Origin of the sequence: Micromonospora sp. C31, assembly GCF_018070575.1 — a bacterium.
Lineage (GTDB): Bacteria > Actinomycetota > Actinomycetes > Mycobacteriales > Micromonosporaceae > Micromonospora.
Window position 1 is genome coordinate 1 of the sequence record NZ_JAGPXN010000011.1, and the last position, 26,503, is coordinate 26,503.

Here is a 26,503-nt window from a genome sequence, read left to right on the forward strand (position 1 = left end):
CCCCGCCCCCGCCCCACGCCCGCCCCCTCTTCCGGCGATCATGCAGTCGCGGTGGGGCGCGAATGCCGCAGACCGTCATGCTCCGGGCACCACAACTGCCTGATCCACACCCCCGCGGGCGGGGGCGGTGGGTCAGCGGGGAGTGCGGAGGGCGGCGGCGCGGCGGGCGCGGTCGACGGCGGCCGGCAGGGCGTCGATGAGGGCGTCGATGTCGGCCGGGGTGCTGGTGTGGCCGAGGGTGAAGCGCAGCGAGGAGCGGGCGCGGTCGTCGTCGGCGCCCATGGCGATCAGCACGTGCGACGGCTGGGCCACCCCGGCGGAGCAGGCGGAACCCGTCGAACAGGCGATGCCCCGGGCGTCCAGCAGGAGCAGCAGGGCGTCGCCCTCGCAGCCGGGGAAGGAGAAGTGCGCGTTGCCCGGCAGCCGGTCGGTCGGGTCGCCGTTGAAGACCACCTCGGGCACGGCGTGCCGGACCCGCTCGACCAGGTCGTCGCGGAGCGCGGCGACGCGGGCCGCGTACTCCTGCTGGCCCTTGACCGCCGCCTCGACGGCGACCGCGAAGGCCACGATGCCGGCGGTGTCGAGGGTGCCGGAGCGTACGTCGCGTTCCTGGCCGCCGCCGTGCAGCAGCGGGGTGGCCGACACGTCGCGGGCGAGCAGCAGGGCGCCCACCCCGGTGGGCCCGCCGAGCTTGTGCCCGGTGACGGTCAGCGCGGCGACCCCGCCGACGGAGAAGTCGACCGGTACCTGCCCGACCGCCTGGATCGCGTCGGTGTGGAACGGCACCCCGTGCTCGGCGGCGACGGCGGCCAGCTCGGCGACCGGCTGCACGGTGCCGACCTCGTTGTTGGCCCACATCGCGGTCACCACCGCGACCCGGTCGCCGTGCGCGGCCAGCTCGGCGCGCAGCTCGTCGGGGCTGAGCCGGCCGGTGGCGTCGACGGAGAGCCAGCCCACGCCGGCGCCCTCGTGGTCGACCAGCCAGTCCACCGCGTCGAGCACCGCGTGGTGCTCCACGGCGCTGGAGACCACCCGGTTCCGCCGGGCGTCGGCGGACCGGCGGGACCAGAAGATGCCCTTCACCGCGAGGTTGTCGCTCTCGGTCCCGCCGCCCGTGAAGACGACCTCGGACGGGCGGGCGCCCAGCGCGGCGGCCACCCGTTCCCGCGACTCCTCCACCCGCCGCCGGGCACGACGACCCGCCGCGTGCAGTGCGGACGCGTTGCCGACCTCGCGGGCGGTGGCGACGTACGCCTCCAGTGCCTCGTCGAGCATCGGAGTGGTCGCCGCGTGATCCAGGTAAGCCATCACGGCTCAGCCTACGACCGGCACCGGACCCGCCGGAGGCCGGAGTACGCCGCGGGCGGCCGGACGGGAGGCGGTGCGCGCCCGTCCGGCCGCGCGCCCGCGCCCGCCCCGGGCCACGCGCCCGCGCGGAACAGGGGATCCGGTCAGGCCGGCACGGCCGTGACCACGATGTTGTCGCGGTACCGGCGTGCCTCGGCGTCGAACGGCCCGCCGCAGGTGATCAGGGTCAGCCGGGGTTTGCCGTCCCGGGCGAAGTAGCGGTCCAGGGGGATCTTCGTCTTGCGGTACTCCTCGCGGGCGATCACCCGGTACTGCTTCGCGACGCCGTCGCCGCCGGTGGCGGTGAGCGTGTCGCCCCGGTCCAGCTCGCGGAGCCGGAAGAAGGCCCCCTCGCCCTGGGTGGCGCTGTCCACGTGGCCGGCGACGACCACCGACCCGGCCTGCGCCTCCAGCCCCGGGCCGTGCCGGTACCAGCCGATCCGGTCCACGCTGGGCGGCACCTCGAACTCCCCGGTGGCGTCGTTGATGCCCACCGCGTCGACCGTGGCCCGCACGCCGATCGCCGGGATGACCAGCCGTACGGGCGGGACGGCCCGCGTACCGGCGGGCAGGTCGCCCCGGGCCACCGGCACCGACGGGCCGGCGGCCGGCGCGCTCGGGGCGGCGCCGGCCAGGTCGGCGGCCTCGGTCCCGCCGACGTTGCCGGCCGGCCGGGAGCCGCAGGCGACCACGGTGGCGACGGTGAGCGCGGCGACGCCGGCGGCCACGGCCGCCAGCGCCCCGCGATGACGCACCGTCACCTGCGACCGGTCCGGGCGGTGGCCACCCGCGCCCCGCCGCCGACGAGGAGCAGCACGCCTGCGCCCGTCAGCACGTACCACCAGGTGTCCACGCCGGTGCCGGCCCGGCCGCCGTCGCCGCTGGGCACCCCGGCCGGGGCCGAGTGCAGGCCGGTGACGGTCTGCGCCACGACACCGAGGTTCTTCGCCTCGGCGGAGCCGATGGCGTACACGATCGTCGCGGTGCCCTCCTTGAGGTCGAGGTCCGCCGGGCCGATCGCCACGGTGTCGGTGCCGGCGAGCACCACGTCGGCCTCGACGGCGCCGGCGTCGACGTCGCCCTTGGCCTCGTTCGGGTTGGTGAGGTCCTCGAAGACCGGGGTGCCGCCGGCGCGCACGTCCACCGCCGGGGCGGCCGCGGTGTGCCGGACGATCAGCCGCGCCTTGCCGGCGGCGACCTTGCCGGTGTCGTTGACGAACGGGGTGATCTTCGGCGTGCCGGCCGCGTCGAGGTGGGCGGCGAGGCTGATGTTCGCCCCGCCCGGCACCGCGGCGTCGTCGACGCTGAGGATGGCCTGGGCGATCGGCTCGCCGGGCTTGGTGAGGGCGATGTCGTACGCGCCCTCCTCCAGGTCCAGCGGGCCGGCCACGTCGCCGGGCTTGAAGTTGTCCAGCGTCTTCTCGCCGTTGACGTACACGTCGACCGGGGTGTCCGGGATGCCGTGCACGACGGAGACCTTCGACGAGGCGGCGTACGCGGGGGTGGCGGTGAGGGCGCCGGCCCCGGCGAACGTCAGCGCGGCGACCGCGCCGCCCGCGGCGACCCGACGGAAGTACGAGAGCTGCATGTCTGCCTCCTGGTAGTTGGTGCTGATTCGTCAGGCCTGGTGTGCAAAACGGGTTACGCCCGGTCCACCGCCGCCGGATGCGGCCGGGAGCAACTTCTTTTCGTCCGTCGGATCCGCATCCACCGGGCGTCCCCGCAGCGAAGAGCTACCGAGACCGGACCGACCGGAAAGGTGGGGCGATGGCTGTGGGAGCTACAGTCGGGCATGCCCCCTGGAAGGCGAGCTGCCCTGTGACAGCGGCACGGCGCGAGCCGGACCCACCCGAGGACGACCTGGTCGCCCGCTTCCGCGCGGGCGAAGAGCTGGCGCTGCGGCAGGCGTACGACCGGTACGGCCGGGCGGTCCTGCACCTGGCCACCAGCACGCTGGCCAACCGCAGCGACGCGGAGGACGTGACCCAGACCACCTTCGTCGCCGCCTGGCTGGGGCGGGACACCTTCGACCCCGACAAGGGTTCGCTGGTCGGCTGGCTGCTCGGCATCGCCCGGCGCAAGGTGATCGACCGGCTGCGGGCCTCCGCCCGGGAGACCCGGGTGGTCGAGACGGTCCGGCAGCTGCCGGAGCCGGCACGGACGGGCCCGGATCCGGACACCGTGGTCGACCGGCTGGTGGTCGCCGACGAGCTGGCCCGGCTGCCCGACGACCAGCGGCGCATGCTGGAGTTGGCATTCTTCGACGACCTGACCCACCAGCAGATAGCGGCGACGACGGGGGTGCCGCTCGGCACGGTCAAGAGCCACATCCGCCGCGGCATGGCGAGCTTGAAACGCAGATGGGAGGTGGACGGTGCCGCACCTGGACCACGACCGGCTGGTCTTCCTGGCGCTCGGTGAGACCGAGGCGGACGCCGCGGACAGCACCCACCTCGGCACCTGCGCGCATTGCCGCGCCGAGGTGGAGAGCCTCCAGCACGTGGCCGGCCTCGGCGCCGACGCCCAGGGCCTGCACGACCTGCCCGATCCGCCGGAGCACGTCTGGCAGGGCATCGTCGCGGAGATCCGCGCGGCGGAGGCCCTCCCGACGCTGCCCGGTCCCCGCCCCGAACGCTCCCCCGGCGGGCACGCCTCCGACGAACGGCGGGTCGACCGGTCGGGTGACGCCGACGGCGCGGGCGGGGTGGTCCTCGCACCGCGGCGCGGGCGCTGGTCGCGCTGGGCCGTGACCGCCGCGACCGCGGTGGCCGCCGCCGTGGTCGGCGTCGTCGGCACCCTCGTCGTACTCGACGGGACCGGGTCGGCACCGGAGCCCGCCCCGCGCCAGGTGGTGCTGGCCAGCGCGGCACTGAAGGCGTACGGCGAGACGCCGCCGGACGCCAACGGTGAGGCGCGGGTGTTCGACAACGGGCGGTTGCACCTGCACCTGGCGAATCTCCCGGACGTCCCGGGGTACTACGAGGTGTGGCTCATCAACCCGCGGAACATGGAGATGTTCTCGGTCGGCGTGCTCGGCGACGCGACGGACGAGCTGCTGCCGTTGCCACCGAACGCGGACCTGGAGGCATACTCGGTTGTCGACGTCTCCGCCGAGGCGTACGACAACAACACCGCCCACTCCGGCAGGAGCCTGCTGAGGGGCACCCTGACGGGCTGATCGGCGGGCCGGCTCAGCTCCCCGGCCCGCCGATCAGCTCCCAGCGCGGCGATCGCCGCCGGCCCGGTCGTCAACCGAGCCGGCGGCCGAACCAGCCGAACCGTTTGTCGAGCGCCACGACCGCGCTGACGAGCAGGGCGATGCCGAGGATGCGCAGCCACGTCTCGGCGCCGATCGGCGCGGTGCGGAACAGCGTGTTCATCACCGGCAGATAGGTGAGCGCCGCCTGGCCGAGGGCCTGGAGCAGCACCCCTGCGATCAGCCACCTGTTGCTGAACAGCCCGAGCCGCCACGCCGACCGGGTCAGCGACCGGCAGCTGAACAGGTAGAACGCCTGCACCGTGACGAAGACGTTCACCGCCGCCGTGCGGGCCTCGGCCAGCTCCGCGCCCGCGTCCAGCTCCCACTGGAACAGCCACCCGGCGCCCGCCACCAGCAGTGCGGAGACCAGCAGGATCCGTACCACCAGCGCCCCGGTGAGCAACGGCTGCGCGGGGTCGCGGGGCGGCCGGTCCATGATCCCTTCCTCCTTCGGCTCGAAGGCGAGCGTCAGGCCGAGCAGCACGGCGGTCGTCATGTTGATCCAGAGGATCTGGCTGGGCAGGATCGGCAGTGCGGCGCCGAGCAGGATGGCGACGAGGATGACCGCGCCTTCCCCGGCGTTCGTGGGCAGGGTCCAGGTGATGAACTTGGTCAGGTTGGCGAAGACACCGCGGCCCTCCTCAACGGCCGACTCGATGGTGGCGAAGTCGTCGTCGGTGAGCACCATGTCGGCGGCCTCCTTCGCCACCTCCGTGCCGCTGCGCCCCATGGCCACCCCGATGTTGGCCTGGCGCAGCGCCGGGGCGTCGTTGACCCCGTCGCCGGTCATCGCCACCACCTGCCCCTCGGCCTGCAACGCCTCCACCAGCCGGAGCTTCTGTTCGGGCGACACCCGGGCGAACACCGACGCCCGGAGCACCGCCGCCGGCCGGTCCGCGTCCGAGAGTTCCGCGAGATCGGCGCCGTCGAGCACCTCGCCCGGCCCGGGCTCACCCGCCAGCAACCCCAGGCGTACGGCGATGGCGCTCGCGGTGACCCGGTGGTCGCCGGTGATCATCTTCACGGCGATCCCGGCCCGTCGGCAGGACGCGACCGCCGCGGCCGCGGCGTCCCGCGGCGGATCGAGCATCGCGTGGAGGCCGGTGAAGACGAGGCCCCCGGGCAGCTCCTCCTCCACCAGTTCGTCGTCGGCGTCGACCCGGCGCATCGCGGTGGCGAGCACCCGCAGGCCCTCGCCGGCCAGCTCGCCGGCGGCGGCCAGCACGGCGGAGCGGTCGAGGGCGGTGGTCCCTCCGTCGGGGCCCAGCGCCGCCGTGGACCACTCGACCACCCGCTCCACCGCGCCCTTGACCAGCACCACCCGCCCACCGGGCTGCTGGTGCAGGGTCGCCATGAACTGGCGCTCGGAGGTGAACGGGATCGCCGCCACGCGGGGCAGCTCCCCGGCCACCTCCTCCGCGCGGAGCCCGACCTTGGCGCCGACGACGAGCATCGCGCCCTCGGTGGGGTCGCCGAGCACCGTGCACCGCCCGTCGCGCTCGTCGAGCCGGGCGTCGTTGCAGGCGACACCGCTGAGCAGCGACCAACGCAGCGGGCCGGGCTCCCCGGTCGGCGCCGGTGCCCCGTCCGCGTCCCGGATCTCGCCGGTCGGCGAGTAGCCGAGGCCCGTCACCTCGTAACGCCCGACGGTGGTCCACAACGCCTGCACCGTCATCTGGTTCTCGGTCAGCGTGCCGGTCTTGTCGGTGCAGACCACCGTGGTGCTGCCGAGCGTCTCCACCGCCGGCAACCGCCGGATCACCGCCTGCCGGCGGGCCATCCGGGCCACCCCGATCGCCAGGGTGATGGTCACCGCCGCCGGCAGGCCCTCGGGGATGGCCCCCACGGCCAGCGCCACGGCGGCCGTGAACGTCTCGCCGGCCCGTTCCCCCCGTACGATGCCGACGGCGAAGGTCACCGCCGCGAGCACCACGATCGCCACGGTGAGGACCTGGCTGAAGCGGGCCAGCTTCGCGGTCAGCGGCGTGTCGAGGACCTGCGCGCCGCCGACCAGGCGGTGGATGCGGCCCAGCTCCGTCTCCGCCCCGGTCGCCACCGCGATCCCGGCCGCCGATCCACCCGTGACCAAGGTGCCGGAGTAGAGCACGTTCCGGCGGTCGGCGACGGGCGCCTCGTCGGGCACGGCGACCTCGTCCTTGCGGACGGGCAGGGACTCGCCGGTCAGCGCCGACTCGTCCGCGCGCAGCTCGTCGGCGCGCGCCAGCCGCAGGTCGGCGGGGACCTTGTCGCCCGCCTCGACGAGCACCAGGTCACCGGGGACGATCCGTTCCGAGGGGATCGTCCCGGGTCGGCCGCCGCGCACCACCCGGGCCTCGGTACTCACCATCGCGCGCAGCGCGTCCAGCGCCGCCTCGGCCTTGGACTCCTGCAGGAAGCCGATGGCGGCGTTGACCAGCACCACGCCGAAGATCACCACGGAGTCGACGTACTCGGCGAGCAGCAGGGTGACCGCGCTGGCGACGATCAGGATGTACACCAGCGGGTTCTGGAACTGCCGCAGCAGCCGGCGGAACACGCCGACGCGAGCGGTGGTCGGCAACACGTTGGCGCCGAACCGGTCGAGGCGCAGGGCGGCCTCGTCGTCGCTCAGCCCGCGCGCGGGGTCGGTCTCCAGCAGCAGTACGACCTCGTGCACCGCCAACGAGTGGTGACCGCTCCCGGGCTTCCTGACCGTCATGCTGCGCTCCTCGGTGCCGAGCTCGGGGGTGCGCGGGGGGACTCCGCCATCGTCGCAGTTCTCGGCGCGCGGCGGGCCGTTCCTCGCCGTGGTCGCCCGGGCGACGGGCCGTTGCTCGCCGTGGTCGCCCGGCACGTACGACGAGGGCCGGGAACCGACTCGACGGTTCCCGGCCCTCGTGGTGCGTGAGGTCAGCTCACTTGCGCTTGCGGACCTCGTCCGCGGCCTGCGGGACGATCTTGAACAGGTCGCCCACCACGCCGAAGTCGGCCAGCTCGAAGATCGGCGCCTCGCCGTCCTTGTTGACCGCGACGATGGTCTTCGAGGTCTGCATGCCGGCCCGGTGCTGGATGGCGCCGGAGATGCCGAGGGCGACGTAGAGCTGCGGGGAGACCGTCTTGCCGGTCTGCCCCACCTGGAACTGGTGCGGGTAGTAGCCGGAGTCGACGGCCGCGCGGGACGCGCCGACGGCGCCGCCGAGCAGGTCGGCCAGCTCCTCGACCAGCTTGAAGTTGTCGGCGTTGCCGACGCCGCGACCGCCGGAGACGACCACGCCGGCCTCGGTGAGCTCGGGGCGGGAGCCCTTCTGCTCGGCGACCCGCTCGACGACCCTGGCCAGCTTGTCGGTGTCGGTGACCGCGACGGTGAGCTGCTCCACCGAAGGGGTGGCCGCCGCCGGGGTCGGGTTGACCGAGTTCGGCCGGACGGTGACCAGCGGCAGGCCGCGGGTGACCTTGGACTTGACGATCGCGGAGCCGGCGAAGGCCACCTGGGTGGCGGTGCCGTCGGCGGCCAGGCCGACCACGTCGGTCAGGATGCCGTTGTCGAGCTTGACGGCCAGCCGGGCGGCGATCTCCTTGCCCTCCTGGGACGAGGCCAGCAGCACGGCGGCCGGCTGCACCCGCGAGACCAGCTCGGCCACGACGGTCGCCTTGGGGGCGACCAGGTAGCCGTCGATCTCCTCGCTCTCGGCCGCGTAGATCTTCTCCGCGCCGTACTCGCCCAGCTTGGCGCTCAGCGCCTCGGCGGCGCCGGGGCCACCGAGCACGACCGCGCTCGGGGTGCCCAGCTCGCGGGCGAGGGTGAGCATCTCCAGGGTGACCTTCTTGACGCCGAATTCCCGGGTGGCTTCGACGACGACCAGAACCTCAGACATGTCCAGACCTCTCACACGAACTTCTCGGTGGCGAGGAACTCGACCAGCTTGACGCCGCCGTCGCCCTCGTCGGTGATCTTCGCGCCGCCGGAGCGCGGCGGACGCTTGGTGTGCTCCAGCACGGCGCTGGTCGCGCCCTCGAAGCCCACCTCGGCCGGGGCGACGCCGAGGTCGCCCAGGGAGAGCGTCTGCACCGGCTTCTTCTTGGCGGCCATGATGCCCTTGAAGGACGGGTAGCGCGGCTCGTTGATGGTGTCCCAGACGGAGACGACGGCGGGGGTCGTGGCGGTGACCACCTCGTAGCCCTCCTCGGTCTGCCGCTCCACGGTCAGGGTCGAGCCGTCGACGGTGAGCTTGCGGGCGCCGGTCAACGCCGCCATGCCCAGCCGCTCGGCGATCATGTGCGGCATGACCTGCACCCGGCCGTCGGTCGACTCGCTGCCGCAGAGCACCAGGTCGGCGTTCAGTTGGCCGAGCGCGGCGGCCAGCACCTTCGAGGTGGCCACGGCGCAGGAACCGTGCAGGGCGTCGTCGACGACGTGCACGGCCTTGTCGGGGCCCATGGAGAGCGCCTTGCGGATCGACTCGGTCGCCCGGTCCGGACCCATGGTCAGGACGGTCACCTCGCCCCCGTGCGCCTCCTTGATCTTCAACGCCTCCTCGATGGCGTACTCGTCCATCTCGTTGATGACGTTGTTCGCCGAGCCGCGGTCGACGGTGTTGTCGTCAGTGCGCAGGTTGCGGTCCGCGCCCGAATCGGGCACCTGCTTGACGAGTACGACGATGTTCATCGCGCTTCGACGACCCTCCTGTTGGTGTTGCGATCGCTCGCCCGGTCTGGGGCGCAGCCTCGCGCGTCCGTTGACGCCGGTCAACCGCGCGGTGCTGTGCGGTTGCCCACGACGCAATGTTACCTGCCAGTAGCATCCGCCTCCGGCGACCTCAGGGTGACACAGGTCACCGACGGCCCGGCAGGCAGGTAATCTGGCGAATCGGGCACCTCGGCCATCGGTGCCGGGCCGCTGGCGCGGCTCACGCCGGGTGATCCAACGCGCCCCTGATCCGCTCGATGACCGCCGCCTCGGCCGGGACCACCCCCCGGTGCGCGTCGGCCACCCGCTCGGCCGCGGACAGCACCACCTCGCGGTAGCCGGCCACGTCCCCGGGCGACTTCTCGCGCAGGATCCGCACCGACCGGCCGAGCGCCGGCAGCACCACGGACTCGATCTCCACGGCCGAGTCCCGGGGCAGCTTCGGCAGCGGACCGCTGGTCAGCGCCTCCTTGACCAGCCCGCTGCTGTCGGCCATCGCACCGGAGGCGGCGAAGCTCTCCCGGAACAGGGCGAGCATCCCCGGGTCGGCGTTGGCCACCAGGAACACCGCCCCGAACGCGCCCGTCTTGAGGGTCAGCCGCTCCTCGGCCGTCAACCGCTGCTCCATGATCACGGAGTGTAGACGTACGGAGTGGTGGTCGTGACCGGGACGAGACCGAGCCGCCGAAGGATCGGCCGGCTCTCCGGCGAGCAGTCCACCTGCAGCAGCGTCCTGCCGCGCTGCTCGGCCAGGCGTGCCCGGTACGCGACCAGCGCCCGGTAGATGCCCCGCCGCCGCCACCGGGGCAGGGTCGAGCCGCCCCAGAGGGTGGCGAAGCCGGTGTTCGCCTGGTAGCGGACCCACCCGGCGCTGACCACCGTGTCGCCCGCCTCGGCCACGACGACCGTGATCGACTGCGGGTCGGCCTCGATCTCCTTCGCCAGGCCGGTCACCAGGTGGCTGCGGTCGTCGTGCCAGACCGCCTCCTCCATCGCGGCGATCCGCTCCAGGTCCTCGCGGGCACCGACCTCGCGCAGGCGTACCCCCTCGGGCAGGACGGGGACGGCGCCGGCCAGCGCCGCGACCGGACCGACCACGACGGTCTCCTCCTCCTCCGCGACGAACCCGGCGGCGCGCAGCCGGTCGGGCAGGTCGGCCGGCTGGTCGTGACCGTTGAGCTTCCACTCCACCGCCTCGCGGCGCCGGCGGAAGAACTCCACCTGCCGGGCGATCAACGCATCCAGTTCGGCGCCGGCGAGCCCGTCCAACGTGCGGTACGTGAGGAAACCGCGCTGGTCGAGGCCGAGGACGCGGACCAGCGGGCCGTCCCGTTCCACGGTGACCCCGGCCGGCAACGGGTCCGGGATCTCCGGGCGGATCTGGGCGTCGTAGGCGTCCCGCAGGGTGCGGGCGTCAAGATCGGTCATCACTTGAGGCTACGGTCGGGCGGAAGCGGATAATCGCCGGCATGTGGCAGGTGATCAGGCGGTGGTTCGACCCGCGCGAGCTGCGTTCGGTGGGCACCACCCCCGACTACCGCTTCTCGCTGGCCAACGAGCGGACCTTCCTGGCCTGGCTGCGTACCGGGCTCGCGCTGGTCGCGGGTGGGCTGGCCACCGCGCAGTTCCTGCCGCCGCTGCCGCTGGCGCACCTACGCGAGGTGATCGCCGTCGCGCTGCTGCTGCTCGGTGGCGCGGTCGCGGTGCGGGCGGTCGACCACTGGGCGCGTACGGAGCGCGCCATCCGCCTCGGCGAAGAACTGCCCGCCTCCCGCTTCCCGGCGGTGCTCGCCCTCGCCGTCGGCCTCGGCGCGCTGCTGCTGGTGGCGGCGGTGCTGGTCCGGGCGGTCGGCGGCCCGTGAGCCACGGGGCGGAGCCGTCAGGGCGGGACCGACCGGTGCGCGACCCCGGGCTGCAACCCGAGCGGACCCGGCTGGCCTGGCGGCGTACGGCGTTGGCGCTCACCGTGATCATGGTGCTGACCGTGCGGCTCGCGCTCACCGGCCCGCCCGCCGGGGCGGGGGCCGGCGAGACGCTCGGCGCGCTGGTCGCCGGGGCCGCCGTGCTGGGCTGGGGCGCGGCGCTGACGGTCTGCTGGCGGCGGGCCACCGGCGCCGGCCCGGCACCCGGCTACGGCCGGTCGCTGCCCCTGGTCGCCCTGGCCACGGTCGGCTTCGCGCTGCTCGGCACCCTGCTGGCGGCGCGCGGACTGGGTTGACGGGAGCCGGTGCGCCATGATTGACCCATGGCCCGGCTCTACGTCCTCCTCTTCGTCGTGCAGATCGTCCTCGCCGTCTGCGCGCTGATCAGCTGCCTCTCCGCCGAGGAGGGCGAGATCAAAGCCCTGCCCCGGATCGCCTGGGTGCTGATCATCCTGTTCTTCCCGCTGCTCGGCTCCCTCGCCTGGTTCGCCGCGGGGCGCGAGCGCGTCGCCGGGCGACCCGCCGGCGGAGCGCCGAAGGGTCGGCTCCTGCCGCCCCGGGAGCGGCCCCGCCCGGTCGCCCCCGACGACGACCCCGAGTTCCTCCGCTCCCTCGGCGAGCGCTCCCGGCAGGAGGACGGGGAGCTGTTCCGCCGCTGGGAGGAGGACCTGCGCCGCCGCGAGGACGAGATGCGCCGGCGCGACGGCGAGCCGCCGCGCGAGGAGGACCGCCCCGAGGGTTCCACCCCGAGCACCTGAGACCGGCCGCCGTCGCCGGCCTCCCGGCGACGGCGGCGGGCCCGACTCAGGCCAGGTTCGACGAGCGGGGGTACGCGTCCGCCGGATCGGTGAGCACGTTGACGAGGTACGGCACGCCAGCGTCGAACGCCCGCCGCAGCGCCGGCCCGAGGTCGCCGGCCTTCGCCACCGTCTCGCCCGCCCCGCCCAGGGCGCTGACGACGTGGTCGTAGCGCAGCTCCGGCTGGAGGTCGGCGGCGACGTCGTAGCCGTACATGGCGCGCATCGGGTGCTTCTCCAGGCCCCAGATGCCGTTGTTGCCGACCACGATCACCACGGGCAGCTTCTGCCGGGCCAGGGACTCCACGTCCATCAGCGAGAAGCCGGCCGCGCCGTCGCCCATGAGGACGCAGATCTGCCGGTCGGGGTGGCTGACCCGGGCGCCCATCGCGTAGCCCATGCCCGTGCCGAGGCAGCCGTACGGGCCGGGGTCGAGCCAGGTGCCGGGCTGCGCGGGCTCCAGGTAGCGGCCGGCGTACGAGACGAAGTCACCGCCGTCGCCGATGGTGATGGCGTCGCGGGCGAGGACCTTGCGCAGCTCGCCGTAGACCCGGGCGGGCCGGATCGGGTCGGACTCGGCGGCCATCTCCTCGGCGTCGCGGGCCTTCGCGGCGTCCTCGGCCGTACGCAGCTCGGCGATCCAGTCGGCGTGGTCCGCCCGGTCGCCCGGGTGGTCGGCCAGCGCGGTGAGGATCAGCCGGAGGTCGCCGGCGGGGGCGGCAGCCGGCTGCACGTGCCCGGCGCGCTGGCTGGGCGCGTCGACGACGTGCACCACCTTCGCGTCGCCGAAGTCGCCGAAGCTGAGCCGGAAGTCGAGCGGGGTGCCGATCACGACGACCACGTCGGCGCCCTTGAGCGCCACGCGACGGGCCTTGGCGAAGGCGAGCGGGTGCTCCGGCGGCAGCGCGCCCCGGCCCATCCCGTTGGTGAACACCGGCACCCGCAGCGCCTCGGCCGCCGCGCGCAGGGCGTCGACAGCGTCCCCGGCGTAGACGTCGGAGCCGGCGATGATCACCGGGCGGTGGGCGGCGGCGATCAGGCCGGCCGCCTTCGTCACCTCGTCGGGGTCGGGCTCGACCGGCGTGATGCCCGGCAGCGCGGGCAGTTCGGCGTCGGAGACCGAGAAGACCGCCTCCAGCGGGAAGTCGAGGAAGACCGGGCCCCGGTGCGGGGTGAGCGCGGTGGTCAGGGCCGCCGTGATCGCGCGCGGGATGTCGTCGGGGCTGAACACCGTCTCGGCGTGCTTGGTGACCGGGGCGACCAGCGGCAGGTGGTCCATCTCCTGGAGGCTGCCCGAGCCCCAGCGGAACTGCGGGGCCCGGCCGCCCAGCACCAGCACCGGGGAGGCGTTGAAGAATGCGCTGGTCAGTCCGGAGACGCCGTTGGTGACGCCGGGGCCGGCGGTGAGCACGGCGAGGCCGGGGCGGCGCTGGAGCTTCGCCACCGCCTCGGCGGCGAAGACCGCCGACTGCTCGTGCCGTACGTCGTAGATGGGGAAGCCGGTCTTGTGCGCGGCGTCGTAGAGCGGAAAGACGTGCCCGCCGGAGAGGGTGAACATCTCCCGCACCCCGTACGCGCGCAGCGCCGCGAGCGCGAGCTCCCCACCGTGACCTTCGATCCGTTCCGTCATCCCGCTCTTCCCTTCGTCCGCATGGCCGGAGTCACACGCTACTCACCGGTAGGCAGAATGTGAACTGTTCTCGCTCGACGCCGGGGCCGGCGGGTCGCCCCGCCGGCCCCGGGCCGGTCAACGGCCGGTGAAGTCCGGCTTGCGCTTCGCCACGAACGCCGCCATGCCCTCGCGCCGGTCGTCGGTGGCGAACAGCGCCGCGAAGAGCTGGCTCTCCCAGGCCAGACCGGAGTTGAGGTCCATGTCCAGGCCGCCGTCGACGGCGAGCTTGGCGGCGCGCAGGGCCTGCACCGGACCGGTGAGGTACGGGCGGACCAGCTCGACGGCGGTGTCGTAGACCTCGCCCGCCGGGGCGACCCGGTCGGCCAGGCCGATCCGCAGGGCCTCCTGGGCGTCGACCATCCGGCCGGACATGATCAGATCCTTGGCCCGGGCCGGGCCGACCAGGCGGGCCAGCCGCTGGGTGCCGCCCGCGCCGGGGATGATGCCGAGCTTGATCTCCGGCTGCCCGAGCTTGGCGTCCTCGGCCACCACCCGCCAGTCGCACGCCAGCGCCAGCTCGCAGCCGCCGCCGAGGGCGTAGCCGGTGATCGCGGCGACGACCGGCTTGGGGATCCGGGCGATCGCGCCGAGCGCGCTGGACAGGTCGGCCGCGCGGTCCGCCATGTCCACGTAGGACATGTCGGCCATCTCCTTGATGTCCGCGCCGGCCGCGAAGACCTTCTCCCCGCCGTACACGATGACGGCGCGGACGCCCGGGTCGGCGGTGGCCGCCGCCGCGGCGGCGCGCAACTCCTCCTGCACCTGGGTGTTCAGGGCGTTCATCGGCGGCCGCTCCAGCCGGATGGTGCCGATGCCGTCCCTGGTCTCCAACCGCACGAACTCGCCCACGCTGGCCCTCACTTCCTCGTCGAAGTCGCGTGCCAACCTTACGGCCCGGATCGTTGGGGTAAGTACTGTGGTCTCAGGCCCGGCACCGGGAGTACCGCCATGATCACGTACTACGACGACAGGTCCGTGCAGGTCACCTCGACCGCCGTCCGGGTGGACGGGCGGACGTTCCGGCTGGCCGACATCAGCATGGTCTGGCACCGGCGCGGCAGCCGGTCCTGGCGGGTGCTCGCCGGGCGCGGCGCGATCGGCGCGGCGCTCGCCGGCCCCCTGGTCGCCGCCGCCCTCGGCATCGCGCTCGCGCTCTGGCTGGACCGCTCCCTCACCGTCACCGTCGCCATCGTCGGCGTCTCGGTGCTGATCGGGCTCGCGGTCGGCCCGGTCGCCGACTTCCTCTTCGAACACCTCGACCGCTCGTACGCCCGGGGCAGCCGGCAGTTGGAGATCTGGGTCCGCTGGCGCGGCCAGCCGGTGCGGCTGCTGTGCACCCGCGACGCGCTGCGCTTCGGCCAGATCTACCGGGCGGTGCAGCGGGCCGTCGAGGCGGGGCAGCCGGTGTCGCCCCGCCGCCGCTAGAACACGATCGGCCCGTCCGGCAGCATGCCCAGGCCGCGCAGCAGTCCGAACAGGTCCTGCTCGCCCCAGAACTGCACGATCCGGCCACCGGCCAACCGGTACATCTTGCACGCGCTCTGCACGGCCGTCGCGCCGGTGGCGTCCCGCCGGTAGGTCTGCGCCAGCGACACCACCACGCGGTCGCCGGCGGCGAAGATCTCGACGATCTCCTGGTCGAGCACGGTCAGTCCCGGCGAGGCGACGGCTCCCTCGACATGGTGCCGCCCCCGGACCTCCGCACCGGAGCCGTAGATCAGCACGTCCTCGTCGACCACCGCGCGCAACTGCGCCAGATCCTTGGTGACGAAGGTCCGCAGATAGCGGCGGACCACCTCGACGTTGCGCTCCTGCTCCGTCATGACCGGTCACGGTACTGCCACGGGCCGGCCCGGCCGCTGCTGGCCGGCCGAGCGACGCGCTGGGGACGCGGGCCTCGATGCCCCCGTCAGGCAGGGTGGCTTGCCGCCCGCGCTGTCGAGCTGCCCCGTCCGACGGGGCAGGCGTGCCGGTCGCCCCCGGCTCGCACGTCGCGAGCGAGCGGTCCTACGCACGGGGCAGCTCGACAGCCGCCGCGCGGGCTCCCGGAGGCCGCTCCGGGATTGCTCGGAAAGCGTCGCGACGCCGTTGCGGCACCACCGAGCCCGGCACCACACCGCCCGGCACCACACCGCCCGGCACCACACCGCCCGGCACCACACCGCCGAGCCGGCACCGCCCCCGCCGGAGCGGGCGGCGCGAGCGGCGCGATCCGCCCGGCAGTGGTTAGGCTTAGTGATGACCATCTATTACCGGGACGACGCGGTGCAGGTGACGTCGGAGTCGATCCGGGCCGGGGGCCACGCCGTGGCGATCGCCGACGTGACGTACGTCTGGCACGCGCAGGGGCCGAAGACGCTGGCGGTACGGGGACGGGTGCTGGGTCGCGGCGTCCTGGTCCTGCTCCTCTCGCTGCCTCCGCTGGTCGCGGTGGTCTGCGTGCTCTCGCTGGCCTGGTCGGCGCAGGACCGGGGCGAGTGGCAGCTGGCGCTGATCATCCTCGCCGCGTGCGTCGTCGGCGCGCTGGCCCTGGCCCCCTTCCTGGAGATCCCGCTCGGCTGGCTCGACCGCTCCTACGAGCGGGGCAGCAAGGTGCACGAGCTCTGGGTCCAGCACCACGGCCGGGAGGTGCTGCTGCTACGCACCCCGGACGCGCTGCGGTTCGGGCAGATCTACCGGGCGGTGCAGCGCGCGGTGGAGCAGTACACCGACTCCTGACCCCGGGGCAGGCCGCCTGCTGACCCCGGGGGCCGGCCGCCTGTCCGGCGGTCCTGGCGCGGACGACGCACACTTGGTGCCATGGTGATTCCCCTCCCCCGGCCCGCCGCCGTCGTCGGCCTGACCCGCGCCGCCCTCGACCAGGCCCTCGGCTCGGCGGCCTCGTTCACCGCCGTGCCGGCCCGCGCGTTCGCCGTGCTGGACTCGGTGGAGGCCCTGCTCAGCCGGGTCGGCGGCGTGGTGGACCGGATCGACGGCGTGGTGGACCGGATCGAGCAGACCCTCGACCGCACCGACCGGGTGCTCACCGACGCCGAGGGCGCGGTGCGGGAGGTGGCGGTCATCAGCACCGCCGCGACCGCCGCGATCGACACGGCAACCGAGGTGGCCGCCGCCGCGGCCGTCGTGATCGGCGAGGCGGAGAAGGTGTCCCGCGCGGCCGGCACGGTGGTCGCCCAGGCCGACGCCGTGGCCGGCCGGGCCGCCGGCACCGTGGGCACCGCGGCCGAGGCGGCGGCCACCGCCGCCGAACTGCTGACGGCGTACGAGCCGGCGCTGCGCCGGGGCGCCCCGATGGCGAACCGCTTCGTCGAGCAGCTCAGCCACGAGGAGGTGACCGCCGCGATCCGGCTCGTCGACGAACTGCCGAAGCTCAAGCAGCACCTGACGGCGGACATCCTGCCGATCCTGGCCACCCTGGACCGGGTCGGTCCCGACCTGCACGACCTGCTCGACGTCACCCGCGACCTGAAGCTCGCCGTCGCCGGCATCCCCGGGCTCGGCATGCTGCGCCGGCGCGGCGAGAAGCTCACCGACGACGAGACCTGACCGCGGGGGGACTCCCACCACGTCGGCACCCGTCGTGGGTGGTGCCGCGCACCAGCCACGGATCGACCGGCTCAGGCGGGGACGTACAGCTCGTCGATCTCGGCCCGGGTGGGCAGCGCCACGGAGGCGCCGAGCCGGCGGGCGCAGGCCGCCCCGGCCGCCGCCGCCCAGCGCACCGCGTCGACCACGTCCCGGCCCTCGCCCCAGGCCACCGCGAGCGCGGCGGTGAAGGCGTCCCCGGCGGCCGTGGAGTCCACCGTGTCGACCTTGACCGCCGGCACGTGCACGGCGGTGCCGTCACGGTCGCCGTACCAGGCGCCCTCCGCGCCGAGGGTGAGCACCGCCCGGGGCACCAGGTCGAGCAGGGCCGACGGCTCGTCCCGGCCGCGTCCGGTGAGCGCCTGCGCCTCGGTCTCGTTGACCACCAGCAGATCCGTGGCCGCCAGCAGCTCCGGCGGCACCGGCACGGCCGGGGCGGCGTTGAGCACGACCCGGGTGCCGGCCGCCCGGGCCTCGACGGCCGCCCCGGTCACCGTCGCGACCGGGACCTCCAGCTGCGCGAGCAGCACGTCCGCCCCGCGTACGGCGGTCAGCTCGGGCTCGGTCAGGCCGGTCATCGAGGCGTTGGCGCCCGGGCTGACCAGGATCGCGTTCTCGCCCTCGGCGTTGACCATCACCAGCGCCACCCCCGACGTGCCGTACGTCGTGCGGAGCTGGTCGGTGTCGACCCCGGCGGCGGTGATCCGCGCCCGCAGGGTGACGCCGAACGAGTCGGAACCGATCGCCCCGAGGAAGACGCAGGAGGCGCCGGCCCGGGCCGCGGCGACGGCCTGGTTGGCGCCCTTGCCGCCGGGCACCATGACGAAGTCGGTGCCGAGCAGGGTCTCCCCCGGTCGGGGCAGGGCGGGGGCGGTGCCCACCAGATCCATGTTGGCGCTGCCCACCACGACGACCCGGGTCTGCCGCATCGCCACCTCCTCGCCGTCGCATGCGCTGCGGCGGAGTCTAGGGCCCCGGTGGCGGCTCCCGCCCGGGCCGGGGACGTCGGTCAGGCGGCGCGGGCGGTGAAGCGGTCGCCGGAGCGCTGGACGACCAGCGGCAGCCCGAACGCCTTGGAGAGGTTGTCCCCGGTCAGGGTGTCGTCGAGGAGCCCCTGCGCGACCACCCCGCCCTCGCGCAGCAGCAGCGCGTGGGTGAAGCCGGGCGGGATCTCCTCCACGTGGTGGGTCACCAGCACCAGCGCCGGGGCGTCCGGGTCGTACGCCAGCTCGGCCAGCCGGGCGACCAGGTCCTCCCGCCCGCCCAGGTCGAGCCCGGCGGCGGGCTCGTCGAGCAGCAGCAGCTCCGGATCCGTCATCAGCGCGCGGGCGATCTGCACCCGCTTGCGTTCGCCCTCGGAGAGGGTGCCGTAGGTGCGCTCGGCGAGGCCGCCGATGCCGAGCTGACCCAGCAGGGCGCGGGCGCGGGCCTCGTCGCTGCTGTCGTAGCTCTCCCGCCAGCGCCCGAGCACCGACCAGGCGGCCGTGACGACGACGTCGCTGACCCGCTCGTCGGCGGGCACCCGCTCGGCGAGGGCGGCGGTGGAGAGACCGATGCGGGTGCGCAGCTCGTTGACGTCGGTGCGGCCGATCCGCTCGCCGAGCACGTGGGCGGTGCCGGTGGTGGGGTGCAGCCGCCCGGCGGCGAGGTTGAGCAGGGTCGTCTTACCGGCGCCGTTCGGCCCGAGCACCACCCAGCGCTCGTCCAGCTCGACCCGCCAGTCGACGTCGTGCAGCAGTGCGGTGCCAGCCCGGCGTACGCCGACGCCGTCGAGGCTGACCACCAGATCCTCGTCCCCAGTCACCCGACCATCCAACCACGCACCGCCGGGGCACCCCCCACGGGTCACTACCGGGCGGCGGCAAGACCTTGCAGCGCCCTGGGCAGCGATGAAATATTCCTTCGCATGACGCCCGCCCGCCGCCAACCCCGCCGAACCCGGTCGGCGGCGGGCGGCGCCCGGTGCGCACCGGCGGGCGGCCGGCCCCGGTCAGCCGACGGTCGAGCCGAAGACCTCGTCACGGACGGCGTCCAGGGCGGTGCGCAGCGCGCCCCGCAGGATCGGCTCCTCGGTCAGTCCGGTGGGCACCACCCGGGGGCGGACCAGCGTGATCGCCGCGACCTCGTGCTGCACCCGCTCGGCCAGCGCCGCCCCGCCGGCCTGGCCGACCTCGCCGGCGAGCACCACCAGCGGCGGGTCCAGCACCACGCAGGTGCTCGCCACACCCAGCGCCAACCGGCGGGCCACCTCGTCGAGCATCGGACCACCGGCGGTGCCGTCGGCCACCGCCGCCCGCACCGCCGCGGCGCCGCTGTCGTCCGGGTAGCCGTGCGCGCGGGCCAGGTCGCGGACCGCGTCCGCGCCGATCAGCTGCTGGAACGCCGGCTTCGCCCGGCGGGAGACGTCACGCGGGATGGGCGCGCCGGGCACCGGCAGGTAGCCGATCTCGCCGGCCGCGCCGCTGCTGCCGTGGTGCAGCCGGTTGCCCAGCACGATCGCCAGGCCGACGCCGGCGCCGACCCAGACCAGCACGAAGTCCGTCAGCCCCTGGGCAGCGCCCGACTGCGCCTCGGCGACGGCGGCCAGGTTCACGTCGTTCTCGAAGACCACCGGGGTGTGCAGGTCGTCGCGGAGCGCGGCCAGCAGACCGGTGTGCCAGCGGGGCAGGTTGAAGGCGAACGTGATGTCGCCGGTGCCGGGGTCGACGAGGCCCGGGGTGCCCAGCACGATGCGCCGTACGCTCGACAGTTGCGCCCCGGCGCTGCTCGCGGCCCGGACGACCGCGTTGTGCACGACCCCCACGGGGTCGTCGGTGTCCTGGGTCGACTGCTCGACGCGGCCGATCACCGCGCCGGTGATGTCGGCGCAGGCGGCGACCACCCGGTCGGCGCCCACGTCAACCCCGACCACGTGCGCGCTGCCCGGCCGTACGGCGTAGAGCTGGGCGTTGGGCCCCCGCCCGCCGGCCTGCTCGCCGACGCGGGCGACCAGCCCCCGCTCCTCGAGCCGCTCGACGAGCTGGGAGGCGGTGACCTTGGACAACCCGGTCAGCTCGCCGAGCCGGGCCCGGGTGAGTGGCCCCCGCTCCAGCAGCAGCTCCAACGCCGCGCGGTCGTTGAGCGCCCGCAACAGGCGGGGGGTGCCGGGCAGCCGGGTCGCACTCATGCCACGTCCTCTAGTTTTGATAAACCTTGCTAACTGTAAACCGACCTGCGAGCGGGTAGCCGACAGCGTATCGGCCGCCCGGGAGCCGGGTGCTCGGCCGACCCGGTACGTCACCGACCCCCGCCGGTACGACTTCGCGTGCCGCCGGGGACGAAAGGGGAAGATCACGTGGGGCTGGATCCAGGACTGCGCCGGCTCGCGCTCGGCACGCTGCTCGCCGCGTATCCGGGGCCGGTTCCCCCGGGCTGGGCTGTCGACCTGGTCGCCGAGGGGCTCGCCGGGCACACCCTGTTCGGCACCAACGTCCACGACCCGGGGCAGGTGGCGGCGAGCACCGCCGCTCTGCGGGCCGGCCGCCCCGACGTGCTGATCGCGATCGACGAGGAGGGCGGCGACGTCACCCGGCTGGCGCACGCCACCGGCAGCCCGTACCCGGGCAACGCCGCGCTCGGCGCGATCGACGAGCTGACGCTGACCCGCCGGGTCTACGAGGCCATCGGCGCGGAGCTGGCCGGCCTCGGCGTGACCGTCAACCTCGCGCCGACCGTGGACGTGAACACCGCCGACGAGAACCCGGTGATCGGCACCCGCTCGTTCGGCGCCGACCCGGCCCGGGTCGCCGCGCACTCCGCCGCCGCCGTCGGCGGACTCCAGGCCGCCGGGGTCGCCGCCTGCGCCAAGCACTTCCCCGGGCACGGCGCGACGGTCGCCGACTCCCACCACGAGCTGCCCACCGTGGACGTGCCGCTCGACGTGCTGCGCCGCCGCGACCTGCCGCCGTTCGCCGCGGTCGTCGCCGCCGGCGCGCAGGCCGTCATGACCGCGCACATCCGGGTGCCGGCGCTGACCGGCGACGGCCCCGCCACGTTCAGTCGGGCGGTCCTGGTCGACCTGCTCCGCGGCGAGTACGGCTTCACCGGCACGGTCATCACCGACGCGCTGGAGATGAAGGGCGCCGCCGTGGCGGCCGGTGGGATCGGCCCGGCCGCCGTCCGCGCCCTCGCCGCCGGCGCCGACCTGCTGTGCATCGGCGCCCAGGTCGACGCCGAACTGGTCGAGCGGGTGGTCGCGGAGATCGTCGGGGCGCTCGCCGACGGGCGCCTCGACCGGGCGCGGGTGGAGGAGGCGGCCGGCCGCGCCGCCGCGCTCGCCGCCTGGACCCGGGCCGCCGGCACGGCGTCCGCCGCCCCCGAGGGTCTCGGGTACGCCGCGGCGCGTCGCGCCGTGCGGGTGGAGGGGGAACTGGCCGGCCTGGACCGTCCGCTGGTCGTCCAGCTGCACGCCGCGTCGACGATCGCCGAGGGGCGGGTGCCGTGGGGCCTCGGCCCGCACCTGGACGGCGCGCAGGAGCTGCGGGTGGTCGCCACCGAGACCGGGCCGGCCGCCCTGCGCCAGCTCGCCGGGGACCGGCCGATCGTGCTGGTCGGCCGCCACCTGCACCGGCTGCCAGGCGGAGCGGAGCTGGTGACCGCGTTGGCCGCCGAGCACCCGGTGACCGTGGTCGAGATGGGCTGGCCCTCCCGGTGGCGTCCGGCCGGCGTGCGGGCGTTCGTCACCACGTACGGCGCGAGCCGCGCCTGCGGTCGGGCGGCCGCCGAGGTGCTCGGCCTGACCGGCTGACGCCCGCGCCACCGGGTGCCCGCCGGGCGGCGGCCCCGGCGGCCCCGTCGGCCAGCAGGTGCACCGTGAACCAGGTCACGCCACCTGGCGCACCCGGCCAGGCCGAGGACCCGCCTCCCGTCACCGAGCAACGGATCGGTTGGTTGCCCCCGGCCCGGCCCGCTTCGACCGGTCCCGGCCTGGGTATGCGACGGCATGACCGCCACCGACCCCTGGCACCGGGCCCTGGCCGACCTCGTGTCCCGGTCCCACCGGCTACCCCCGGACGAGCTCGCGGCCCTGGTCGACGCCGTGCTCCGGCCGCTGGGCGTGTCGGCGACCGTGTACCTGGTCGACGCCGAGCAGCGCGGCCTGCGCCCGCTGCCCGGGGCGGACCGACCGACGTCGGAGGTGCTGCCGATCGACACCAGTCTGGCCGGGCACGCCTTCACCCAGCTCGAGGTGCACGCGGGCCTGGGGCCGCCGCCCCGGCTGTGGGTGCCGATCGTCAACGGCACCGACCGGCTGGGCCTGCTGGAGGTGTTCCCGCCGGCCGACGCCGACCTCGCCGACGAGTCGCTGCGCGACGGCTGCCGGCTCATCTCCGGCCTGGTCGGCCACCTGGTGACCAGCAAGAGGGACTACGGGGACGTCCTGCACCGCGCGCGCCGCAGCCGGCCGATGGGGGTCTCCGCCGAGCTGCTCTGGAACCTGCTCCCACCGCTGACCTTCGCCACCTCGGAGGCCGTGGTCAGCGCCCTGCTCGAGCCCTGCTACGAGGTGGGCGGCGACGCCTTCGACTACGCCGTGCACGGCGGGGTCCTGACGGTGGCGATCCTCGACGGCGTCGGTCACGGCCTGCCGGCGGTGCTCACCACCTCGGTGGCGCTGGCCGCGCTGCGGGCCGCCCGGCGGGCCGGCTCGGACCTGCCGGGTCTGGCGCGCGCCGTGGACGCCGCGATCATGGCCCAGTGGCAGGACGCGCGGTTCGTCACCGCGGTGCTCGCCGAGTTCGACACCGGTTCCGGGCTGCTGCGCTACGTCAACGCGGGGCACCCGCCGCCGGTGCTGCTGCGCCGAGGTCGGGCGGTACGGGAACTGGCCGAGGGCCGCCGGCTCCCGCTGGGTCTGCCGGACGAGCGCGTCGAGGTCGCCGCGACCCGGCTGGAGCCCGGCGACCGGCTGCTGCTGCACACCGACGGCGTGACCGAGGCGCGCGACCCGGCGGGCGAGATGTTCGGGCTGTCCCGCCTGGCGGACCTCGCCGAACGGCACATCGGTTCCGGGCTGCCGGCCGCGGAGACGCTGCGCCGCCTCAGTCACGCGGTGACGGAGCACCAGGGCGGTACGCACCGGGACGACGCGACGCTGATGCTCGTCGAGTGGTCCGCGGCGGCGTCGGCGAACGCGGGGCTCTGAGCCGCTCAGTCCAGCCCACGCCACCCGCGCGCGACGGTCCGTCCGGTCTCGGAGTCGGCGAGCCCGAGCAGGGCGCCGACCCCGGTGATCCGCAGGACCCGCGCCACCCCCGGTTGCGGCCCGGTCACCCGCAGCGGTACGTCGCGCTCGCGGCCCACGGCGGCGCCGTGCACCAGGACGCGTACGCCGCTGGAGTCCATGAACCGCACGTCGGTGAGATCGACGACGACCTCCCGGACGTCGGGCCGGCGCAGCGCCTCGGTGAGCGTCGCCTCGAGCCCGGCGGCGTTGGCCATGTCGATCTCGCCGGTCGGGCGCAGGACCACCTGCCCCGGCTCCGTCTTGCGCGTACGCCGGTCCATGCCCCGCCTCACCGTCGAAGGACGCGCCGGCACCGGCGCGACTCGACCATACCGACCCCCGCCCGGCCGGGCCACGCCGACGACCACACCGAGCCACTTGAACACGTTCAAGATGTCGCCTACGCTCGGGCGGCGATAGTTGAACACGTTCAAGGGAGGCGTCCGCGATGGACACGAAGGTCTGGATGTACCTGGTCTACCTCGGCATCAGCATCGGGCTGACGGTCTGGGTGGCCCGGGCGCTGTCACGCAACGGACTGGTCTTCCTCGAGGAGGTGTTCGCCGACGAGCGGCTGGCCAGAGCCGTGAACAGCCTGCTCGTCGTCGGCTTCTACCTGCTCAACCTCGGCTACGTCACGGTGGCGATGAAGCACCCCGACCCGGTCGGGTCCACCGCCCAGGCGATGGAGGAGCTCTCCCTCAAGATCGGCCTCGTGCTGCTGGTGCTCGGCGCGCTGCACTTCTTCAACGTCTTCGCGCTCGGCCGGTACCGCCGCGGTCGGCTACGGCAGCTCGCCACCCATCCGCCGCTCGCGCCGGTCGGCCGGCTGCCGATGCCACCCGCGCCACGCGGCGGCCACCCCGCCGGACCGCATCCCGCCGGACCGCACCCCGCCGGACCGGGGGCGGAGACCGGGCCGGTCGGCGGCCCGCCGGCCCGATGACCGCCGGGCCCGCCGGCGGGTCGGGAGGGCTCCCGGACGCCACCGCACACGGGGGCGGTGGCGTCCGCGGGTTCGCCGTCCTGTACGACGCGCACTGCCCGCTCTGCCGGGCCGCGCGGCGCTGGCTGGCGTCCCGCGCCCAACTCGTACCCCTGGAGTTCGTGGCAGCCGGCTCGGCGGAGGCCCGGCGGCGCTTCCCCGGCCTGGACCACGACGCCACGCTGCGGGATCTCACCGTGGTCGCGGACACCGGCGAGGTGTACGCGGGCGACGGCGCCTGGCTGGCCTGCCTCTGGGCCCTGGCCGACCACCGGGGCGCCGCCGAGCGGCTGGCCCGCCCGCACCTGCTGCCGCTGGCCCGGCGGGTGGTCGCCGCCGCTTCCGCGGTCCGGGAACACGTGCGCGACCCGTGGGCGGAGCCGGGCGACGACCCGGCGGGATACGGTGGCCCCGATGACCGAGCAGACTGCGCCGACGACCGCTGCGGGTGAGCCGGCGACCGCGCGCGGCGAGCAGACCCGGCAGCTCATCCTGGACACCGCCATGCGGCTGTTCCGCGAGCGCGGTTACGCCCGGACCACCATGCGCGCCATCGCGCAGGAGGCCGGGGTGGCGGTGGGCAACGCCTACTACTACTTCGGCTCGAAGGAACACCTGATCCAGGAGTTCTACGCCCACGCCCAGGCGGAGCACCGGGCGACGGCCGGGCCGGTGCTCGCCCGGGAGACCGACCTCGCCGCCCGGCTGGCCGGGGTGATGCACGCCGGGATCGACGTGCTCACGCCGTCGCACTCCTTCGCCGCCAGCTTCTTCAAGACGGCGGCGGAGCCGACCTCCCCGCTGAGCCCTTTCTCGGCGGAGTCCTCCGGCCCGCGCGAGGCGGCGATCGGGCTCTTCGCCGAGGCGCTGGACGGCTCCACCGCCCGGTTCGACCCGGAGTTGCGCCCGCACCTGCCGGAGCTGCTCTGGCTGGCGTACATGGGGGTGGTGCTCCACTGGGTCTACGACCGTTCGCCCGGTCAGGCCCGCACCCGAGAGCTCATCGACGGCGCGGTGCCGTTGGTCGACCGGCTGGTGGGGCTGTCGCGGTTGCGCGTGCTGCGCCCGGTGACCCGGCAGGTTCTCGACCTCATTCGCACGCTGCGTCACTGACCCGTACGACGCCATCCTCCGAATAGCCGCAGGTCAGGATCCGTTAGTCGACACCAGGATCGCACCGTGGCATCTTGCCGTCACCCCGATGGATACGTAGCGTGATGGGCACGCACACCACCCACGGGGGCCTGGGGGGAGACTGCGGACCGTGGATCCGGCCCGGGAACCACGGTCCGCGCCCCACCGCCCGGGCGCGCGCTCAGGGCGGGAGGACGCCGAACGACCGCCAGCCCCGGTCGGGGAAGCCGGCGGCGGTCGCCACCCGGGCGGAGGCGGCGTTGGCGGGGTCGTGCAGGTACGTCGGGACGGCTCCCCCGGCGAGCACCCGGCGTGCCGCCTGGGCGACCAGCCGTCGGGCCAGCCCCCGCCCACGCGCCGTCGGCACGGTGCCGACCGCCAGTTCGCGGCCGTACGCGTCGTGCCGCTTGATCCCGGCACCGGCCAGGTAGCCGCCCCGGGCGTCGCGCACCACCAGGACCGGCCCGTCGAACAGGCGCAGCCAGGACGGCAGTCCGGCGGCGGTCGGGGACGTCCACTCCCCCACGTCGGGCAGCGGGGCCGGCGCCACGCTCCACCGGAACACGCCGTCGTGCACCGCCCAGCCGGGCCGCCCGACCGCGGCGGGCAGCGCCGGAAGCGGCGGGCCGCCCGGCCGCCGGGCCAGCTCGCGGACCGCCGCGACCCGGTCCGGGGCTACGGAGAGCACGGTGCTGGCGCCGGTGGCCACCGCGACTGCCGGCCGCAGCCGGCCGTCCCAGGCCGGTCGGGCCCGCCGGTGCGAGCCGACCACGTGCAGCCCGGGCCCGGCCGGCCACTGGCCGAGCCAGCTCGCCAGGTGCAGGTGCAGCCGCCGGTCGAGCATCGCCGGTCACCTCCCCGCCGCCGTCGG

General features: G+C 74.9%; 29 protein-coding genes. 13 read left to right on the plus strand and 16 right to left on the minus strand.

The features are described 5' to 3' along the window. Nucleotides 1-132: 132 nt before the first annotated feature. The 3 genes from KBX06_RS16270 to KBX06_RS16280 all read right to left on the minus strand — a co-directional run bounded on the left by KBX06_RS16270 (nucleotide 133) and on the right by KBX06_RS16280 (nucleotide 2,935). Complete coding sequence (locus KBX06_RS16270; protein ID WP_210835648.1) at nucleotides 133-1,308, minus strand: cysteine desulfurase family protein; 1,176 nt, start codon at nucleotides 1,306-1,308, stop codon at nucleotides 133-135. Nucleotides 1,309-1,451: 143 nt separating this feature from the next. Continuing rightward, nucleotides 1,452-2,108: a class F sortase gene (locus KBX06_RS16275; RefSeq protein WP_210835649.1), complete on the minus strand. Its 657-nt coding sequence runs from the start codon at nucleotides 2,106-2,108 to the stop codon at nucleotides 1,452-1,454. Then, a complete protein-coding gene (locus tag KBX06_RS16280) occupies nucleotides 2,105-2,935 on the minus strand; it encodes a DUF4397 domain-containing protein (protein WP_210835650.1) in 831 nt (276 codons plus the stop codon). The genes KBX06_RS16275 and KBX06_RS16280 overlap by 4 nt, the downstream gene beginning before the upstream one ends. Nucleotides 2,936-3,165: 230 nt before the next feature. Between KBX06_RS16280 and KBX06_RS16285 the strand changes: the two genes are divergently transcribed. Both KBX06_RS16285 and KBX06_RS16290 read left to right on the plus strand, forming a co-directional pair. Further along, complete coding sequence (locus KBX06_RS16285; protein ID WP_210835652.1) at nucleotides 3,166-3,768, plus strand: RNA polymerase sigma factor; 603 nt, start codon at nucleotides 3,166-3,168, stop codon at nucleotides 3,766-3,768. Beyond that, nucleotides 3,722-4,525 carry an anti-sigma factor gene (locus KBX06_RS16290; RefSeq protein WP_210835655.1) on the plus strand — a complete coding sequence of 268 codons (804 nt, stop codon included), beginning with the start codon at nucleotides 3,722-3,724 and terminating at the stop codon, nucleotides 4,523-4,525. Before KBX06_RS16285 ends, KBX06_RS16290 begins: the two co-directional genes overlap by 47 nt. A gap of 70 nt (nucleotides 4,526-4,595) precedes the next feature. On the opposite strand, the gene KBX06_RS16295 is transcribed toward KBX06_RS16290, so the two are convergent. The 5 genes from KBX06_RS16295 to KBX06_RS16315 form a co-directional block, all read right to left on the minus strand. After that, nucleotides 4,596-7,304: an HAD-IC family P-type ATPase gene (locus KBX06_RS16295; RefSeq protein WP_210835657.1), complete on the minus strand. Its 2,709-nt coding sequence runs from the start codon at nucleotides 7,302-7,304 to the stop codon at nucleotides 4,596-4,598. Between the two features lie 196 nt (nucleotides 7,305-7,500). Next, on the minus strand, nucleotides 7,501-8,460 hold the full coding sequence (locus KBX06_RS16300) for an electron transfer flavoprotein subunit alpha/FixB family protein (protein WP_210835659.1): 960 nt from the start codon (nucleotides 8,458-8,460) through the stop codon (nucleotides 7,501-7,503). An 11-nt stretch (nucleotides 8,461-8,471) separates the two neighbouring features. Further along, nucleotides 8,472-9,251 (minus strand): electron transfer flavoprotein subunit beta/FixA family protein, encoded by a 780-nt coding sequence (locus KBX06_RS16305; RefSeq protein ID WP_210835661.1) that lies wholly within the window; start codon nucleotides 9,249-9,251, stop codon nucleotides 8,472-8,474. 241 nt (nucleotides 9,252-9,492) lie between these two features. Then, a complete protein-coding gene (locus KBX06_RS16310; RefSeq protein ID WP_247686068.1) occupies nucleotides 9,493-9,900 on the minus strand; it encodes a hypothetical protein in 408 nt (135 codons plus the stop codon). Between the two features lie 2 nt (nucleotides 9,901-9,902). After that, a complete protein-coding gene (locus KBX06_RS16315) occupies nucleotides 9,903-10,700 on the minus strand; it encodes a GNAT family N-acetyltransferase (protein ID WP_210835664.1) in 798 nt (265 codons plus the stop codon). 41 nt (nucleotides 10,701-10,741) lie between these two features. On the opposite strand from KBX06_RS16315, the gene KBX06_RS16320 reads away from it, so the two are divergent. The 3 genes from KBX06_RS16320 to KBX06_RS16330 are packed head-to-tail and all read left to right on the plus strand — an operon-like array spanning nucleotide 10,742 to nucleotide 11,952. After that, nucleotides 10,742-11,134: a YidH family protein gene (locus KBX06_RS16320; protein ID WP_210835665.1), complete on the plus strand. Its 393-nt coding sequence runs from the start codon at nucleotides 10,742-10,744 to the stop codon at nucleotides 11,132-11,134. Between the two features lie 35 nt (nucleotides 11,135-11,169). Continuing rightward, nucleotides 11,170-11,490: a DUF202 domain-containing protein gene (locus KBX06_RS16325; RefSeq protein WP_210835666.1), complete on the plus strand. Its 321-nt coding sequence runs from the start codon at nucleotides 11,170-11,172 to the stop codon at nucleotides 11,488-11,490. A gap of 27 nt (nucleotides 11,491-11,517) precedes the next feature. Then, nucleotides 11,518-11,952, plus strand: a complete 435-nt coding sequence (locus KBX06_RS16330; RefSeq protein WP_210835667.1) for a PLD nuclease N-terminal domain-containing protein — start codon at nucleotides 11,518-11,520, stop codon at nucleotides 11,950-11,952. A 46-nt stretch (nucleotides 11,953-11,998) separates the two neighbouring features. On the opposite strand, the gene KBX06_RS16335 is transcribed toward KBX06_RS16330, so the two are convergent. Both KBX06_RS16335 and KBX06_RS16340 read right to left on the minus strand, forming a co-directional pair. Beyond that, nucleotides 11,999-13,621, minus strand: coding sequence for an acetolactate synthase (locus KBX06_RS16335; RefSeq protein WP_210835668.1), 1,623 nt, complete (start codon nucleotides 13,619-13,621; stop codon nucleotides 11,999-12,001). A gap of 117 nt (nucleotides 13,622-13,738) precedes the next feature. Continuing rightward, entirely contained in the window at nucleotides 13,739-14,512 is a 774-nt protein-coding gene (locus KBX06_RS16340; RefSeq protein WP_210835669.1) for an enoyl-CoA hydratase-related protein, read from the minus strand. Nucleotides 14,513-14,611: 99 nt separating this feature from the next. On the opposite strand from KBX06_RS16340, the gene KBX06_RS16345 reads away from it, so the two are divergent. After that, a complete protein-coding gene (locus KBX06_RS16345) occupies nucleotides 14,612-15,088 on the plus strand; it encodes a DUF6232 family protein (protein ID WP_210835671.1) in 477 nt (158 codons plus the stop codon). Here the strand turns inward: KBX06_RS16345 and KBX06_RS16350 are convergent. Next, on the minus strand, nucleotides 15,085-15,486 hold the full coding sequence (locus KBX06_RS16350; RefSeq protein WP_210835673.1) for a nuclear transport factor 2 family protein: 402 nt from the start codon (nucleotides 15,484-15,486) through the stop codon (nucleotides 15,085-15,087). The two genes, KBX06_RS16345 and KBX06_RS16350, sit on opposite strands and share 4 nt — an antisense overlap. A gap of 415 nt (nucleotides 15,487-15,901) precedes the next feature. Here KBX06_RS16350 and KBX06_RS16355 point away from each other — a divergent pair, with 415 nt between their 5' ends. Then, nucleotides 15,902-16,381 carry a DUF6232 family protein gene (locus tag KBX06_RS16355; RefSeq protein ID WP_132240829.1) on the plus strand — a complete coding sequence of 160 codons (480 nt, stop codon included), beginning with the start codon at nucleotides 15,902-15,904 and terminating at the stop codon, nucleotides 16,379-16,381. Between the two features lie 81 nt (nucleotides 16,382-16,462). Then, entirely contained in the window at nucleotides 16,463-17,209 is a 747-nt protein-coding gene (locus KBX06_RS16360) for a hypothetical protein (protein ID WP_210835680.1), read from the plus strand. A gap of 71 nt (nucleotides 17,210-17,280) precedes the next feature. Here KBX06_RS16360 and KBX06_RS16365 read toward each other — a convergent pair whose 3' ends face one another. From KBX06_RS16365 to KBX06_RS16375, 3 genes are all read right to left on the minus strand, one after another. Further along, nucleotides 17,281-18,177, minus strand: a complete 897-nt coding sequence (locus tag KBX06_RS16365; RefSeq protein ID WP_210835682.1) for a ribokinase — start codon at nucleotides 18,175-18,177, stop codon at nucleotides 17,281-17,283. Between the two features lie 80 nt (nucleotides 18,178-18,257). Then, nucleotides 18,258-19,097 (minus strand): ABC transporter ATP-binding protein, encoded by an 840-nt coding sequence (locus KBX06_RS16370; protein ID WP_210835683.1) that lies wholly within the window; start codon nucleotides 19,095-19,097, stop codon nucleotides 18,258-18,260. A 141-nt stretch (nucleotides 19,098-19,238) separates the two neighbouring features. Beyond that, nucleotides 19,239-20,414 (minus strand): ROK family transcriptional regulator, encoded by a 1,176-nt coding sequence (locus KBX06_RS16375; protein ID WP_210835687.1) that lies wholly within the window; start codon nucleotides 20,412-20,414, stop codon nucleotides 19,239-19,241. A 168-nt stretch (nucleotides 20,415-20,582) separates the two neighbouring features. Here KBX06_RS16375 and KBX06_RS16380 point away from each other — a divergent pair, with 168 nt between their 5' ends. Beyond that, the gene (locus tag KBX06_RS16380; protein ID WP_210835689.1) at nucleotides 20,583-22,034 is read left to right on the plus strand and encodes a glycoside hydrolase family 3 protein; all 1,452 of its coding nucleotides are present in this window, start codon (nucleotides 20,583-20,585) and stop codon (nucleotides 22,032-22,034) included. 195 nt (nucleotides 22,035-22,229) lie between these two features. Then, nucleotides 22,230-23,432 (plus strand): PP2C family protein-serine/threonine phosphatase, encoded by a 1,203-nt coding sequence (locus KBX06_RS16385; RefSeq protein WP_210835703.1) that lies wholly within the window; start codon nucleotides 22,230-22,232, stop codon nucleotides 23,430-23,432. Between the two features lie 5 nt (nucleotides 23,433-23,437). Here KBX06_RS16385 and KBX06_RS16390 read toward each other — a convergent pair whose 3' ends face one another. After that, complete coding sequence (locus KBX06_RS16390) at nucleotides 23,438-23,794, minus strand: STAS domain-containing protein (protein WP_210835705.1); 357 nt, start codon at nucleotides 23,792-23,794, stop codon at nucleotides 23,438-23,440. Nucleotides 23,795-23,961: 167 nt separating this feature from the next. On the opposite strand from KBX06_RS16390, the gene KBX06_RS16395 reads away from it, so the two are divergent. Genes KBX06_RS16395 through KBX06_RS16405 form a run of 3 tightly spaced genes read left to right on the plus strand, consistent with a single transcriptional unit; the run spans nucleotide 23,962 to nucleotide 25,611 of the window. Continuing rightward, complete coding sequence (locus KBX06_RS16395) at nucleotides 23,962-24,459, plus strand: hypothetical protein (RefSeq protein ID WP_210835707.1); 498 nt, start codon at nucleotides 23,962-23,964, stop codon at nucleotides 24,457-24,459. After that, a complete protein-coding gene (locus KBX06_RS16400) occupies nucleotides 24,456-24,950 on the plus strand; it encodes a thiol-disulfide oxidoreductase DCC family protein (protein ID WP_210835708.1) in 495 nt (164 codons plus the stop codon). The genes KBX06_RS16395 and KBX06_RS16400 overlap by 4 nt, the downstream gene beginning before the upstream one ends. Then, the gene (locus KBX06_RS16405) at nucleotides 24,913-25,611 is read left to right on the plus strand and encodes a TetR family transcriptional regulator (RefSeq protein ID WP_210835710.1); all 699 of its coding nucleotides are present in this window, start codon (nucleotides 24,913-24,915) and stop codon (nucleotides 25,609-25,611) included. Before KBX06_RS16400 ends, KBX06_RS16405 begins: the two co-directional genes overlap by 38 nt. A gap of 202 nt (nucleotides 25,612-25,813) precedes the next feature. Here KBX06_RS16405 and KBX06_RS16410 read toward each other — a convergent pair whose 3' ends face one another. Then, nucleotides 25,814-26,476 carry a GNAT family N-acetyltransferase gene (locus tag KBX06_RS16410; protein ID WP_210835711.1) on the minus strand — a complete coding sequence of 221 codons (663 nt, stop codon included), beginning with the start codon at nucleotides 26,474-26,476 and terminating at the stop codon, nucleotides 25,814-25,816. Nucleotides 26,477-26,503: the final 27 nt, after the last annotated feature.

Bases quoted from the DNA above. Each gene is read 5' to 3' on its own strand.
- KBX06_RS16270 (WP_210835648.1), bottom strand. From the start codon at position 1,308: ATGGCTTACCTGGATCACGCGGCGACCACTCCGATGCTCGACGAGGCA.
- KBX06_RS16280 (WP_210835650.1), bottom strand. From the start codon at position 2,935: ATGCAGCTCTCGTACTTCCGTCGGGTCGCCGCGGGCGGCGCGGTCGCC.
- KBX06_RS16295 (WP_210835657.1), bottom strand. From the start codon at position 7,304: ATGACGGTCAGGAAGCCCGGGAGCGGTCACCACTCGTTGGCGGTGCAC.
- KBX06_RS16300 (WP_210835659.1), bottom strand. From the start codon at position 8,460: ATGTCTGAGGTTCTGGTCGTCGTCGAAGCCACCCGGGAATTCGGCGTC.
- KBX06_RS16305 (WP_210835661.1), bottom strand. From the start codon at position 9,251: ATGAACATCGTCGTACTCGTCAAGCAGGTGCCCGATTCGGGCGCGGAC.
- KBX06_RS16310 (WP_247686068.1), bottom strand. From the start codon at position 9,900: ATGGAGCAGCGGTTGACGGCCGAGGAGCGGCTGACCCTCAAGACGGGC.
- KBX06_RS16315 (WP_210835664.1), bottom strand. From the start codon at position 10,700: ATGACCGATCTTGACGCCCGCACCCTGCGGGACGCCTACGACGCCCAG.
- KBX06_RS16320 (WP_210835665.1), top strand. From the start codon at position 10,742: ATGTGGCAGGTGATCAGGCGGTGGTTCGACCCGCGCGAGCTGCGTTCG.
- KBX06_RS16330 (WP_210835667.1), top strand. From the start codon at position 11,518: ATGGCCCGGCTCTACGTCCTCCTCTTCGTCGTGCAGATCGTCCTCGCC.
- KBX06_RS16335 (WP_210835668.1), bottom strand. From the start codon at position 13,621: ATGACGGAACGGATCGAAGGTCACGGTGGGGAGCTCGCGCTCGCGGCG.
- KBX06_RS16345 (WP_210835671.1), top strand. From the start codon at position 14,612: ATGATCACGTACTACGACGACAGGTCCGTGCAGGTCACCTCGACCGCC.
- KBX06_RS16350 (WP_210835673.1), bottom strand. From the start codon at position 15,486: ATGACGGAGCAGGAGCGCAACGTCGAGGTGGTCCGCCGCTATCTGCGG.
- KBX06_RS16355 (WP_132240829.1), top strand. From the start codon at position 15,902: ATGACCATCTATTACCGGGACGACGCGGTGCAGGTGACGTCGGAGTCG.
- KBX06_RS16360 (WP_210835680.1), top strand. From the start codon at position 16,463: ATGGTGATTCCCCTCCCCCGGCCCGCCGCCGTCGTCGGCCTGACCCGC.
- KBX06_RS16365 (WP_210835682.1), bottom strand. From the start codon at position 18,177: ATGCGGCAGACCCGGGTCGTCGTGGTGGGCAGCGCCAACATGGATCTG.
- KBX06_RS16375 (WP_210835687.1), bottom strand. From the start codon at position 20,414: ATGAGTGCGACCCGGCTGCCCGGCACCCCCCGCCTGTTGCGGGCGCTC.
- KBX06_RS16385 (WP_210835703.1), top strand. From the start codon at position 22,230: ATGACCGCCACCGACCCCTGGCACCGGGCCCTGGCCGACCTCGTGTCC.
- KBX06_RS16390 (WP_210835705.1), bottom strand. From the start codon at position 23,794: ATGGACCGGCGTACGCGCAAGACGGAGCCGGGGCAGGTGGTCCTGCGC.
- KBX06_RS16395 (WP_210835707.1), top strand. From the start codon at position 23,962: ATGGACACGAAGGTCTGGATGTACCTGGTCTACCTCGGCATCAGCATC.
- KBX06_RS16400 (WP_210835708.1), top strand. From the start codon at position 24,456: ATGACCGCCGGGCCCGCCGGCGGGTCGGGAGGGCTCCCGGACGCCACC.
- KBX06_RS16405 (WP_210835710.1), top strand. From the start codon at position 24,913: ATGACCGAGCAGACTGCGCCGACGACCGCTGCGGGTGAGCCGGCGACC.
- KBX06_RS16410 (WP_210835711.1), bottom strand. From the start codon at position 26,476: ATGCTCGACCGGCGGCTGCACCTGCACCTGGCGAGCTGGCTCGGCCAG.